The organism is Pseudomonas sp. 67(2021), assembly GCF_017491835.1.
Taxonomy (GTDB): domain Bacteria; phylum Pseudomonadota; class Gammaproteobacteria; order Pseudomonadales; family Pseudomonadaceae; genus Aquipseudomonas; species Aquipseudomonas atacamensis.
The window spans coordinates 69,836-83,391 of record NZ_JAFGYL010000014.1 but is presented as its reverse complement, the minus strand read 5'-3'; the positions used below and the strand labels follow the sequence as shown (position 1 = coordinate 83,391).

The 13,556-nt window shown below is 53.3% G+C and carries 10 protein-coding genes and 1 pseudogene; 6 read left to right on the top strand and 5 right to left on the bottom strand.

Annotated elements, in window-relative coordinates; all coding sequences use genetic code 11:
• Positions 1 to 11: 11 nt before the first annotated feature.
• Positions 12 to 3,656: a transporter substrate-binding domain-containing protein gene (locus J5M66_RS17770; RefSeq protein WP_207807740.1), complete on the bottom strand. Its 3,645-nt coding sequence runs from the start codon at positions 3,654 to 3,656 to the stop codon at positions 12 to 14.
• Between the two features lie 8 nt (positions 3,657 to 3,664).
• Positions 3,665 to 3,751 (bottom strand): annotated as a pseudogene (locus J5M66_RS17765) (DNA-binding response regulator); the annotation flags it as partial.
• A gap of 45 nt (positions 3,752 to 3,796) precedes the next feature.
• Between J5M66_RS17765 and J5M66_RS17760 the strand changes: the two are divergent.
• The 6 genes from J5M66_RS17760 to J5M66_RS17740 all read left to right on the top strand — a co-directional run bounded on the left by J5M66_RS17760 (position 3,797) and on the right by J5M66_RS17740 (position 9,902).
• Positions 3,797 to 5,362: a recombinase family protein gene (locus J5M66_RS17760; protein WP_207807739.1), complete on the top strand. Its 1,566-nt coding sequence runs from the start codon at positions 3,797 to 3,799 to the stop codon at positions 5,360 to 5,362.
• 479 nt (positions 5,363 to 5,841) lie between these two features.
• Entirely contained in the window at positions 5,842 to 6,714 is an 873-nt protein-coding gene (locus tag J5M66_RS17755) for a helix-turn-helix domain-containing protein (protein ID WP_207807738.1), read from the top strand.
• Positions 6,715 to 7,548: 834 nt separating this feature from the next.
• Positions 7,549 to 7,770 carry a helix-turn-helix transcriptional regulator gene (locus tag J5M66_RS17750; protein ID WP_243432941.1) on the top strand — a complete coding sequence of 74 codons (222 nt, stop codon included), beginning with the start codon at positions 7,549 to 7,551 and terminating at the stop codon, positions 7,768 to 7,770.
• Positions 7,771 to 8,135: 365 nt separating this feature from the next.
• Positions 8,136 to 8,369, top strand: coding sequence for a hypothetical protein (locus J5M66_RS26995; RefSeq protein ID WP_243432940.1), 234 nt, complete (start codon positions 8,136 to 8,138; stop codon positions 8,367 to 8,369).
• 201 nt (positions 8,370 to 8,570) lie between these two features.
• Positions 8,571 to 9,197: a hypothetical protein gene (locus tag J5M66_RS17745; protein ID WP_207807737.1), complete on the top strand. Its 627-nt coding sequence runs from the start codon at positions 8,571 to 8,573 to the stop codon at positions 9,195 to 9,197.
• Between the two features lie 162 nt (positions 9,198 to 9,359).
• Positions 9,360 to 9,902 (top strand): recombinase family protein, encoded by a 543-nt coding sequence (locus J5M66_RS17740; RefSeq protein WP_207807736.1) that lies wholly within the window; start codon positions 9,360 to 9,362, stop codon positions 9,900 to 9,902.
• A 287-nt stretch (positions 9,903 to 10,189) separates the two neighbouring features.
• On the opposite strand, the gene J5M66_RS17735 is transcribed toward J5M66_RS17740, so the two are convergent.
• The 3 genes from J5M66_RS17735 to J5M66_RS17725 all read right to left on the bottom strand — a co-directional run bounded on the left by J5M66_RS17735 (position 10,190) and on the right by J5M66_RS17725 (position 13,485).
• Positions 10,190 to 10,552 carry a Rap1a/Tai family immunity protein gene (locus J5M66_RS17735; RefSeq protein ID WP_207807735.1) on the bottom strand — a complete coding sequence of 121 codons (363 nt, stop codon included), beginning with the start codon at positions 10,550 to 10,552 and terminating at the stop codon, positions 10,190 to 10,192.
• Between the two features lie 30 nt (positions 10,553 to 10,582).
• Positions 10,583 to 11,014: a hypothetical protein gene (locus J5M66_RS17730; RefSeq protein ID WP_207807734.1), complete on the bottom strand. Its 432-nt coding sequence runs from the start codon at positions 11,012 to 11,014 to the stop codon at positions 10,583 to 10,585.
• 1,550 nt (positions 11,015 to 12,564) lie between these two features.
• Positions 12,565 to 13,485, bottom strand: a complete 921-nt coding sequence (locus J5M66_RS17725) for a hypothetical protein (RefSeq protein ID WP_207807733.1) — start codon at positions 13,483 to 13,485, stop codon at positions 12,565 to 12,567.
• Positions 13,486 to 13,556: the final 71 nt, after the last annotated feature.

Sequence of the window (13,556 nt, the reverse complement as noted above, 5' to 3'; positions counted from 1 at the left end):
TCCAAGCATAGTTAAGACTCGCTGACTGTGCCTTGATCGGCCAGGGTCAATTGCTGCTGCAGGGCCTGCGCCAGTTCGAGCATCGCCTGGCTGGTTGCCGCCCAGCGACGGGCAATCTCCTGTGGCGCGAGCGCTTGCTCGCAAGCGGTCTCAAGCTCGTCACAACATTCAATCAGCCGCGAGGCCTGCGCGATGCGTGCTGCGCCCTTGATCTTGTGCGCAACCACCGCCAGCGCTTCGCGATCATCCTCGGGCGACAGCCTGAGCAGTTCCTCGCGGTCGAGGCGGCTGCTCTTGAGCAGCTCCACCAGCATGCGTCGGGTTTGCGCCGGGTTGTTACCGGTCAGCAAGCTCAGACTTTGCAGGTCGAACACCGAGGCCGGTGAAGCCGGCGTGATGCCGTCGATCCACTGTCCGAGCAGGGTCAGACTCAACGGTTTGAACAGGCAGTCGTCCATGCCGGCGAGCTTGCAGCGCTGGACTTCTTCCGGCTGGGCATTGGCGGTGAAACCCAGCACGGTGCACGGCGGGCGATGGTTTTGCAGTTCAAGCTGGCGAATCCCACGGGTCATCTCGTAGCCGTTCATCAAGGGCATGTTGCAGTCGACGATCACCAGATCGAAATGATCGGCCTTCCACCGCTCAAGGCCGCTGCAGCCATCTTCGGCAATGCTGAAGCGATGTCCGAGAAATTCCAGTTGCTGACACATGAGCAGACGGTTGGCCGGATGGTCGTCGACAACCAGGACATGTAACGGCATGGTCGCGGGCTTGATCAACGGTTCGCTTTTCGGCGGATTCGCCTTTGCCGGCAGGCTGTCCAGCGGCAGCGATATGCACACCTGAGTGCCGATGCCGGGCTGGCTGCTCAACTGCAGTTGTCCGCCCATCATTTCGCACAGGTTGCGACTGATGACCAGCCCCAGTCCGGCGCCGTTTTTTGCCTGCCGACTGCCGTTTTCCGCCTGCGAGAATGGCTCGAACAAGCGCTGTTGATCTTCGGCGCTGATGCCTGAGCCGCTGTCCTGCACGGTCAGCTGCATCAATGTTCGACCAGCAGCGTCTGCCGGGATCAGGTCGAGGGTGATCCGCACGTGGCCACTGTCGGTGAACTTGATGGCATTGCTGACCAGGTTGGACAGCACCTGCTTGAAGCGCAGCGGATCCAGATGCACATCCACAGCCGGGTGCGGCGGGTTGAAGACGACTTGCAAGGCAAGGTTTTTCTGCCGCGCGAGGCCGTCGAAGATGCGTGCAACGGAGGTCACTGTGTCGACCAGATTGATCCACTCCGGGGACAGGCTCAGACGCCCGGATTCGATGCGGGCAATGTCGAGAATATCGCCGATCAGCCCGAGCAGATCCTTGGCCGAATGGTAGGCCGTGTCGATCGAAGCGCGATCGGGGTGTTGCGGATCGATGCGTCGCAGGGTCAGTTCGAGCATGCCGATCACGGCGTTCATTGGCGTACGGATCTCATGGCTCATGGTTGCCAGGAAGGTACTTTTGGCCCGGTTCGCCTCGTCCGCCTGTTCTTTGGCTGCACGCAGTTTTTCAAACAATTGGCGGCGTTCACTGATGTCTATCCAGCCGCCGATAATCCCTTGAACGTCACCGCTGGAGTCGCGGTAGGGAAGAATCCAGTGGTAAATCGTCAAACGGCGGCTGCCGATGTGCAGAGGCCGGTCGAGGATCAACGGAATGCCTTCGGCAATGACTCTCTGGTAATCGGCCTGGAATGCCTCGGCCTCGCAAGCGTTGCTCAGGGTGCCCTGCATCACGCCTTTGCCGATGATGTCCTCGCGACTGGCGTTGAACGCTTCGAGATAACTGTCGTTGCAACTTTGCAGCAGACCCTGGCGATCTCGCACGTAGATCGGGTGCGGCGTGCCGTTGACCAGCGAGCGCATGAACTCCAGTTGATCGTTCAGTGCACGTTCGGCAGCCTGGCGTTGTTTGATCTGGTGGCGCATGTAGGCGTTCCAGGTCAACAACAGCAGCAGGATCAGGCCGGCGGCTGCGACCACTTGGTAGAACAGGCGCTGGTAGTTTTGCCAGATGTTCTGTGATGCCGTGGAGTAACCGCGCCAGCGGCCGTTGATCACGCCGAGCTCCTCGGGAGCGATGCTCAGCAGCGCCTTGTTGATGATCGAGGCCAGTTCGGTGTTGTCACGTGCGGTCGCCAGCGAGAAGGCTGCCTGACTGGTGCCGATCGTGGTGGTGATTTGCAGTGGCCGATCGAATATGCGCGAGGAGATGAAATAGTTGGCGATCACCAGCGAGTTCACCGCACCGGCGACATGGTTCTCGGCGAGCATCGACACGGCGCTGAACGTGTCGGGGGTTTCGATCAGTTCGATGCCCGGGAAATTCTCATGCAAGTAGGCGACCAGCGGATTGCCTTGGGCGATCGCCAGACGCTTGCCTTTGAGTTGGCCCAGATTGGTCGGGCTGTCGGCGCTTTTGCGGGTCAGCAGCACGTAGGAATTTTCCAGATACGGGCGACTGAAGCTCAGGTTTTTTTCACGTTCGGCGCTGGGCAGCAGGGCGGCAATCAGATCGGCTTTGTGGTTGTCGATCTGCCTGATCATTTCCGCATCGTTGCGGCTGCGCTGAACCTCGAAACGCAGGCCGGTACGCAAGCGGATCAGCTCGAGCAGGTCGGCGCTGATGCCGCGGAAATTGCCGGCGCTGTCGAAGAAGGTCAACGGTGCGTAAGCTTCATTGACCACCACGCTGACGACGGGATGCTGCTTGAGCCAGTTTTCCTCACGATCTGTCAGCTGCAGTTTTCTGTCAGTGAGCAGCAGGTCGCTGCCGGCGCTCCAGCGCTTGGCGATGTCGTCGCGCTGACTGCTCGGGATCGCTGCGAGCACCGTGTCGATGATGCCCAGCAGCTGCGGATTGCTGCGCCGCACGGCGAAGCTGAAGCCATGGGCTTCCTGCTTGCCGAAGTTGGCCATACGGACGTTGTTGAGATAGCCCTTGTTGATCATGTAATGGGTGGAGAGGGTGTCGCCGAGAAACACATCGGCCTGGTCGAAGGCCACCGCGTTGATAGCGTTCTGGTAGGACGGATAGCAGGTGATCAGCGCTTTGGGATACAGCGCTTTGATCTCGGGCACCGGCAGGTAGTGATACACCATGCTCAGGCGCAGGCCGGCGAGGCCTTCGGTCAGCGAGCGGGTTTCGTCCTCGCGGGTTACCAGTACCGGCTGATCGACCGCATAGGGTCTGGAAAGCGCGAGGTTGGCATTGCCTGCTTCGTAGCCGTTGGCTGTGCCAAGCAGGTCGATCTGGCCATCGATCAAGGCGCGAATTGCAGCCTCGCGCGAGGGAAAGCGTTGCACGCGAATCGGCAAACCGGTGGCCTGACCGAGAATCCCTGCGTAATCGGCGGTCAGTCCCTCGTAGTCCTGGCCACTGACGGTCATGTCGAATGGCGGGTAATCAGGTGCGGAGGTACCCAGTTTCAGTTCGCTGCGAGTCTGCAGCCATTGCCGTTGTGACGGCTGCAGGACAGTTTGCACGGCCTCGGTGGCCGAGCGGCTGAGCAATGCATAGTCCGGTGAAGCGCTTGGCGCGGCGAGGGCATTGGCGCTCAGGTACAGAACAGCGCTCAAGGCAATCAGGTAGTCCTTTACACGGCTGGGCATGCGGAGTCTCACACGAGTGCGTTACGTTTGGCCATCTCGATAAGTTCTACAAGGGATCTGGCTTTGAGTTTTTGCATCAGACGCTTTTTGTAAGATCTTCATATGTATACTCAAGAGTCATGCATTAACCAGAGAGCGCCATGCCTGCAGCATTCAGCTACGCACGATTCTCCAGTGCCATTCAAAAGAAGGGTTCAAGCCTTGAGCGTCAGCAAGCAATGGTTGGTAGCTGGATTCTTCGGCACCCTGAGTACGCTCTAGGTAACGTGACGTTCCAAGATTTGGGCAAGAGCGGGTGGAAGGGAGATCACATCAAGGATGGTGGTGGCTTTGCTGAGTTGCTGACAGCTGTAAAGGCTGGTGTGATTCAAACGGGGGATGCTGTCTTAGTTGAGTCGATCGATAGGGCGGGACGTCTAGACACTCTGGATATGCTTACAAGAGTGATCGCTCCGATTCTGAACGCTGGCGTATCCATCATTACCCTTGACGATAACGTTGTTTACACACGCCAGAGCCTGGACGGCGGTTCCATCTACATTCTGTTGGGTAAAATCCAAGCTGCCCGCCAGTACAGCGATAACTTGAGTCGTCGTCTCACGGCCTCCTATGACTCTCGCCGTAAGCTTGCGGCCGAAGGCAAGACGCCAAAACGTATTACGCCCGTATGGCTTACTTCACATGGTGTCGTGATCCAAGAGATTGCAGCTCAGGTGAAACAGGCCTTCGAGTTGTATGCCTCAGGGCTTGGTAAGGCTGTCATCGCGAAACGGATGCGTGAGTCTGGTATCGCTGCACTGGCTAAAACGTCTGGGCCAGGTGTAGAGGGCTGGCTTCGCAATGAGGCTGCGATAGGGCGCTGGAATGGGTCTCACGTGTACGAGCCAATCGTAGACATCTCGCTGTTTCAGCTCGCGCAGATTGAGGGCGAGAAACGCAAGACGACGCCGCGGGCAAAGACAGCAGCTCATTTTCTTGTGGGGTTGGTGAAGTGTGGATGCTGCGGCCACAATTTCATCATGCGCACCATCGGAGGCGTTCAGGTTTCCATGAGGTGCAGGAAGCGGCAGGAACTTAAAGGTTGCGACAACAAGAAAGTGATTCCGAAGGAAATCATTGATTCGGTGTACAAATACACATCTGTCACTGCTGCCTTAGAAGTTGTGAATCGTGGCCACAGCGGCGTGAATGAGAAGGCGATCATTGCGGCCGAGGTCAAGTTACTTGAAATCTCAAAGCAGATGCAGGAGCTATCCTCTGCAATTCTCACGGTAGGTGCCATTCCCGAAGTGTTGTCCCAGCTCCAGCAAGTGCAGGGAGCACGGGAAGCCACCGAGCGAGAATTAGCAGTGCTCAAAGCCACTGTAGTTCCGTCAGCCAAAGGATGGATCCAGCAGGGCAAAGTGTGGGAGCTTGAGCGAAACGATCCTCAGCGCCTCTCCGCTATGCTCAGGAGAGTCGGTTACACAATCACGATTCATCCTGACGGTCGCCTCGTTTCGGGCTCTGGTGCATATCGATACGCTGGTGTTGATCGAAAGAAAAACCGATACAGGCTGATTCAGGGTGACAAGCTCATGTTAATCCAGAAAGGGCCAGAGGAAGATTACCCGTACTGGGAGCCGTTTGAGGAAGTGGCGGGGGCATCGATGTGGGATGAGGCGGATTATGAAGACCTGCGACGCCTGTACGAAACACCAGAGTGAAATGGATGGTAGGTCAGGCGAAGGGGGGGCTCGAAAACCCCTTCAAAACCTTCCAGAACTCGTTAAAAACGTCGCCTACTTTTGCCAGATTTCAATCCCCAACATCAGTTTCATCCCGTATTTACGGGGCTGAACGAGCCTTCGAACCAAGCAAAGGGGGGATTCCTCACCGGAAATCGGTTTCATCAAAGATTTGCACACCGATGGGCGAGAAATCGATTGAGACTGATAGTGCAAGACCCATCTCCTAGATCAACTAGTTCACGCCGCGTCAACTTTTTAGATTGACAGGGGATGGCGGGTTGTGTAATATTCTTCACCTGTCTCGAATGACAGATCGACACCTCGAAGAGCCTCACTCGAACACTTTTACAACAGTGTTTTAGATTGGGGCTTTTTTGTGCGTGCCATTTACCAAACCAAAACCGGCAATACCCGAGGTAAAGCCTATGAAATGATCTTGAACAGGAGAAAAGACGATGACCAGTATCGCCCGCAATAAAGTAATTCATATCGGAGTTAAAACTTCCGAAATCCGTTCCACACTTACAAATCATCGTACCAGCGTTATTGATGACTTTGTCTGCGACAAAATTACAGGCGAGGTATTATGCAGCTACACTCGCTCTGAATACGCTCCCGAACCATTCGACTATCTCACCCCATCCAAGGAAGATACAATCAAGTTTGTTGTGGATGAATGCGGAAGTCCAATCGCCATTGTTTACGTATCCACAAACGCCAATCATGCTCCAACAGTTACCACCTTGCCCACCGCTCGTGAGTCGGTGGCTGCCGAGATAACAACGGGGAAAGGTAGAGCGCCATCGGTACTAAGAAACCCCCTGTACGAAATTATCCGTGCTGCAAAGATGGAAGGAGTGCCGACTCCTTGGCTGGACGACTACGTCCAAGGTGCGATTAATACAGGGCCAGGAGTGATCAACGGCAAATACAGCGTATCTCCTACTGATGTCGCCAGACTGCTCCACCAACCTGAGATTTCAGTTGCAAGCGCTTCACAACACCTGCTGAATCACGATCACGAACCGATGAGCACCAGGCAGTTGCAACGAGTTGTCGAAGCTGCAAGGGTGGCAATGAGGGGAATCGCACTGTATTTGGAGCGTCATCCAGCAATACTCGAACGGCTAGATTTGAAGCTTGATTTCAATCTGCTCTGGTTGACCGACTCCACTGAAGCAAGACCGCGAGGACGAAAGGAGCACCCGAAACGACAAGAGGTGCTACGACTTCTCGAACATGGTGAGCACATAAAGTCGATCGTACGACAGACAGGCGTATCGAGAACCACTATCCGGAAATGGCAGATGGAGCAGATGGACAGTTGAGATAAGCCCCCTCCGGACAACTATGGGGGGGTCAGTAAACCAAGTTAACGACAGATATTAAGAACTACTCCAGACGTTGACGTCTGAGTGGGATAACCTGCTTTGAAGACTGAAGTTGCATCGTTCCGATTCCGGATCAGTACATCAGTAAAATAAAAGGATTAACACATACCCTGGCTCTTGCTCTTGATCTGCTGCACTGAAGGTAACGCGCGATAACTTTCAGCGAACGTTGACGGGAATACTACCGAATACGTCCCGATTCGATTTTGCACCAACAGACAAGAGCAAGATCAAGATCAAAAGCGAAGAGCTGGATTTGTGGAATGTTGTTTGTTGCTGGAGTACATCCGGAGGATTGTCGGCGGTAACGCCATGGCTGAGTTTCGTTGAAAACTCTCGTTTTCGGTGCAAACACACTGGCAGAGCCACAGTAGTTGAAATCCTCGATGCGTCGCTTAGATGAATCCGCTACTGATCAGGATTACCATTTGGATGTTAGATCAGCTTCAACCCAACTGTGTTGTTTCCCACTTTGTACCTTACTCTCCATGATCTGACTGATTTGCCAGTCAATCTTTCTGTTGTGTCTGTCGTTGCTCCGCATCGTGATACCCCACACCAACAACCAGAAGCCACAGGTCGGTATGCACAGCAACAGGTGCAAGATGTGATTTGTATTCTTCTTTTGGCTGGTCAGGTAATACAGTCGATCGTTCATGGGGCATCCCTGTCAGGTGCTAGCTAGGTAAGCAACGAGAATATCAATGTATCAGTTGGTGTGTCATCAATTGATGTGTTCACGATTGGAATGCATCCGACCATCATTCGGGCATGCAGCCAAACCAGAATCTGAGAAAGGGCTTCGGCCAACGAATCCGAGAACTACGCACCACTCAGGGCTTCAGTCAGGAAGCTTTTGCTGATCGGTGCGGGTTCGTAAGGACGTACATGTCACGAATTGAAACTGGCACCGCCAACCCCAGCCTTGATGCGGCCAAGGTGCTTGCTGAAGGGTTGGGGATGACGTTATCCGAGTTGCTTGAAGGGCTTTGATGATCCAGCCAGCAAATGGTCATCCAGTTCTCAGCCCTCCCATAAGGTGTAAACATTGGACGATCAACGAAAGCACCAGTTGGCAGAAGACTGCTGCTGGTGCGACAACCACTTCGAGACCCGATGATGTCATCCTAATCGACGAGCTACTGTGACAAGGTCATGTCATGGCGCTGGAAAGTGAAGCCTTGGGTGAGCGTCATTTCTTGGGTGTGCAAATCATGCCGTTGGGCGAGGATCACCTCCGCTGTCTTCTAGCCCAGACGTTTGAGGATGACCAGCCCAGTTCTCCTGTTGCTCATGCCAGCAAGAAGTGACTACGCTCTTGGCCTACTCTGTGACTTCCACAATCAAGGATGATGGTCATGCCAGACAGCACAGACGCCCATATAGCGATAGCAGACGTCCTAACCCTCCTGCTGCACAATCAGCACGCTCTGGCTGCTGCAATCGAAGAGGTGGCCTTGTGGGCTAAAGCCAGTTGCTCAAGCGAAGTCCATGAGAACGCTGTCACTGCATTACAGACGCTCGATGCGAATGCATCCGCCATCGCCGCTGGGATTCTCAAGCTCCGCCAATCGCCGCTATCAAAGCAATAGAAGCCCCAGGACTTATGTAGGCTGTTCGGCGACGGGGGAATCAATCGGTGAGGGGCATGAATAAGGTCAATATGCGTTTAACCGCGAGTAGGAAATCATCAAAAAATCTTGAAAGAATCTGTTTAGATTCTATACAGACTCTGCATAGAATGCGATCTGGGCCTATTCTGGGTCTTTGGATAATCTATGTGGAGTATTTTTATGAGCGATTTTTTCTCGAAGTTGGAAGCCAAGCGGAAAAGGGCTGCTTTGACTGAGTCGATGACCATACGAGTCACTGTGGAAGAGGATGCGGCAATCAAGGAGCTGGCGAATGTCTACGACCTTACACGGCAAGATTTGATACACGACTTGATCGTCGAGTACGTACTTCCAGCGTGGAAGAAGGTTGAGTCAGATGCTGCCAATCAGATGGCTCCGCCGCCGCCTAGGGATGATGGAAGGCTGTTCCATTACGTATTGAACACGAACAAAGCAAACAGCTCTGAAGACCATGAATGGATGATCACAGACGGCATCGCGGCGGCGTTCGAGGATGGTTATAAGGAAAAGATTGACCGTATTAAGAAAGATGACGTCGTGTTTCTTTATGAGTCCGGCAAGGGCATCGTGGGCTACGGTAAGGCCAATGGTGAGACCGAGGAGCGTGATCATTTTGGTGTCCCCGGCAAAACTAGATTCCAGCGACTTGATGGCTTTGTTCGGCTCGAAAAGCCGGTGTCTGCAAAAGATATCTGTGTTCGCTTGGGTCGCACTATCAAGTTTGCTCAGACACTGACTTATATATTCGATGGGAAGAAGCTGCTCGAATCCCTCGACGGCAAGTGAATTCGGTAAAGGGACGTCTCCAGATGTCCATCGCATTCATTTGGGTACACCCTATCGACCACTCGTCGGTGAATACAGAATGTGTATTCAATAGGGTTTGATTTATGTTGTGAATACGGCAATACTCTGAACCTCTAGAGGCAAATGAATACAGAGGGCGGTATGTCGAACATTGGCTATGTACGGGTTTCATCTACTGAACAAAACACAGATCGTCAGTTGGACGGCGTTGCACTGGATGAAGTGTTCACTGACAAGGTGTCAGGCGCTACAACAGACCGTCCAGAGTTGCAGGCGATGCTCCGTCACATCCGCAAAGGTGATGTTCTTCACGTCCACAGCATCGACCGTCTGGCTCGTTCATTGGAAGACTTGCTGTCTCTGGTTAAAGGCATGACTGCAAAGGGTGTTGCAGTGCAGTTCCACAAGGAGGGACTCCACTTCACTGGTGAAGCCAGTCCTATGCAGGAACTCATGCTGGGCCTGCTAGGTAGCGTTGCTCAGTTCGAGCGTGCATTGATCCGTGAGCGTCAGGCAGAGGGCATCCAGAAGGCCAAGGCAGCAGGCGTCTACAAGGGGCGTGTGAAGACTGTTGATGACGAAGCCATTCGCAAGGCAATGGCAGAAGAGGGTGCCTCATTCCGCAAGGTGGCAAAGGCCCTTGGCGTAAGCCTGAGCAGCGTGCAACGTGCCATGAAGAACTAGCCTTGCTGACGCTGTCCATAAGCCCGCCCAGTACGGGCTTTGTTGCATCTGGATGGTCTGCGTTGAGGTGAATTGCACGAGCGCAATGAGAGCGCTGTAGCGGCTCTGGTGGAGAGCTTATTTTGAGAAAGCTCAAGATCAGACGAGCCCCCATCGCACGCCGTTAAGCAGCGCGGGCAACAATGAGAAAGTCACACCAGCCTTATTTTCTCACCATGAATTCGAAGCGCTGCAAGAGTTGCACTTGTCTCGGTGGGCGGGCCAGTTTCTGGAAATATCTACCCTTGTCACTTGCAAGCGTAGGCGCCGTGTAATGCGCCCAAGATTAGATGTGAGGCTGGTAGATGAAGGATGGTTGGATTGTCTTGCAAGTGCTTAACGACAATACGCACGGCTTGTTTTGTCTTTATGTCGGGAGGAAAACAGGTCTTCATGTCTTTCGGTAAAAATTCATTCAGCAAATACATCGTGTTCATTACGCCGCTGACTTCACCGTTACAGTAGCTGGAGGCAGAAGGATCACTCACTCTCGTTTCTTGAAAGCGTATTGCCTCCGAACAGTCCGCGAGTAGGTCATTACCATCAGCCATGGCGCCGCCGCACTGTATCAGCCCTGCCAGTGATATCGCTGCTGCTGTCCCTGCTTTCATGATGCCCCCCTCGGTAGATTTGAATGCAGCTTAGTTCGTCATTATCCAACCGTGGCTCTGGTAGGCAGACCACACCTTCGTAATGAGGTAGACGAGTAATCCCAGCATCAGTAGATAGTTACGTGCGACATAGTAGTGCGAGGGAGCCTTGCGTTCTTTCAGCAGGCCGAGGAAGTATTGCCGGAGGGCCGGGTCTTCGTGCTGGAGCGCGAAGATGTTGAGTCCTATCGACGTTACAGTCGATTCGATGCGCTTGAATCCGCAGATAGCGCTAGCAGCAAAGACCAGAAGTGATCCCAGCAGAAAGGTTTCCGAATTTATGCCGATGCGGCCATACGGGTTTGTTTGAGCGAGGTAGGCACAGATCGCTAGCGTTGCACCGAGAATGAAATAATCGAGCTTGTTCGCCGACTCCTTATGCAAGGTCGTCAGTTGCTCGATCCTTTCGTTGGTCCTATCCATTCCTGAGTGCTCTCCGGCTACATGAAAGGTTAGCTTACCGATGTCGCCATATCCGTGCCATCACGTCACACATTGGGCCAGGTACGCTTATCTGTACCTCGGGCTCATAGGTGTGGGTAACAAAAAGCCCCGTTTCCGGGGCTTCGTCGTTTAGTGGAGGGTTCCACCGTTGAGATTCATCTCAAGCCATTTGTTCACGTCTGAATCCCCGTGACCAACGGTGCTATCAATCTTCGAAACGTATAGGCTCTCGTCGTGCTCAATGTACGGTTTGAGCCGTTTGAAAACCTCCCTCGGCGAACAGTCCGTCTGAATTACGTAAACAGACGGCGTAAGCCTTGTCGCCGAAAATTTATAGATTTCAGCGATCATTTGCTGGCGCTTAACGCCCAATTTACCTGCGTTGCAGGTGATGAGTAGAGTCGGCATAACCCGAGATCTCCATTGGTACAACGTTAGGTTTGTCGTTCCCTAGGAGACCAACGGGCCGAATGAGTGGTTGCTAAACACATTCATCTTTGGCTCAATGATCAACCGTCAGGGCCGACGATTCATTTCGGTTTTAGGTTCTGGATTGGTGCGGGTGGATACGGCTTTAGTTGTGGCGACCGATACCGTATTCACCTGCAAGCTTTACTCCCTTCCCCAGCCTCAGATTTGAGGCCCGAAATAGCCGCAAACCCTAAATGTAGGGTTTTTTTTGCTGCCGGCTACAAGATAATGCGTTTCAGGGGGGCTTACAACGTACTGCCTGTGGATAACCCTGTGCGTAAATTGTGTGAGAAACACGGAATTCCCGTGTAGGCCGCGAGCTTACTGAGTCAGACCGTTTGTCACTCTTTTTTCGCTGGGAAGAATGCTTTAGCGGATTTTTGGGGGCGCGAACCCTATCATAAAAAAATCATGCCCTGCGACGGCTATTTTCTCGTTCGCCGTCACGTCTTTTCGTCAGCTCCGTAGGCATACACAAGTGTCGGCGTAGTTTTGCGGTCAGCTTCGTGATGCTCGCTCAAGCAACGTCTGATTCTCTGGTGCTCGACTTTGTCGTAAGGGGGGAGTGCTCTAGACATGCTGTGCTGGAAATCTAGAGCCAGGAGCAACAGGTTATTTTCAGATTACGTCCCCCGTCGCCTGCCTACTACGCTCTTTGTTAAGCACCTCCGACAAAACCACCAGATTATTTTCCCACTGGAAAACTCGCCGTTTATCGAAGTGCATCGGAAATTTTTCAGCGGGGCAGTGACATTTCTAACACGGCCCCCTAGTCATCGATGATCGTTGACCGTCCAGCCCTTATGGGATTGCACAGGCATTGCGGGCTGAGCAGGTTGGGCACTGCTTGCCGGGGCAGCGCTTACGAAGAAAACGAACTTTGCGAATCCGGCAATGAAGACGTGTTGATGAAATTATCGACAAACGTGAAGTTGTGAGCAAGAACCGGTTAATATGCAGGATTACCTCTAGAAGGCGAACCCAAGCAAACAGACGAAAGGCAAGGGGGAAGTGAGCGGCACGCGCCACTACGATAACGGCGCCCACGGAGAGTGCTTTTATTTTTCTCCTCGGCGTGCCATGTATCGCGAGACCTTTTTGAACCACTGCCACCAACGAAGTGTTGCTTCTTCCGGTGCTCGGTAGCCTGACAGCCAGCTTTCATAGGTATCATCTTTCGGGATCAAGCCTTCGTTTTCAGCTTGTGTCAGATCCGTCTTGACGATTCTCGGAGCGTCGCCGCCGAATCTTTTCTTGTATTTGCTGGACAAGCGGGCACCGTGAGCTTGCAAGTCTTCGCAGAGCTTGCAGCCGAAAAATATAGCGTCGTCATTGTAAGCCGCCATCGCCTTTATATAGCCGCCATATTCACCATTGGTCTTCCCTTCTGAGTAGGGTATGCCCAAGTAGAAATGCTCAATGCGAGCTCCTTCTGGAAGGCTATGCTGCATTTTTTCCATCAGATCATTGCGCTTGGAAATGGCGTAGTTCAAATTTCCAATAGCGTCGGAAAGGGCCGACATAGAAACAAGTGTACGCCCTGCTGTAGACAGTCGCCCCATCACGATGTTCTCAAGGTGTATTAGTGGGGGGGACAGAGCCTGTAACTTTAGAAAGTTACCGACGAGCTCGAACGCACTTACGGCTTGTCCAGAGCGGGCTTTTTGTACGTGTTTCTCGTGTCTTTCACAGTCAGCATCGTACGATTTTTTCATTTTGCTGATGTGCTGTTTCTTCAGAGACATTGCTAGATTCGATGTCGTATAAGCCAACATGATTGCAGCGTTTGTGTTGCTAAGCTCTTTTTGTAGCTCTTCTCGTAGTTTATTCCGCTCTGCGGTGCGTTGAGCTGCCCAAGCACCAGCGAATGCCCCTGCAAGTGCTCCGAAAACTGTCGTGAAGAATGCTGAATTGCCAAGACTTCCTACCCAGTCAAGGCCGGGCAGTAGCGGAGCTGTACTCCAAAACACGCCATTCACTGGCTCCCATATCCCCGTCATCACTAACCCTCTCGCATACAGCCGCGATCCATTCGTGGCGGATAGCCAGC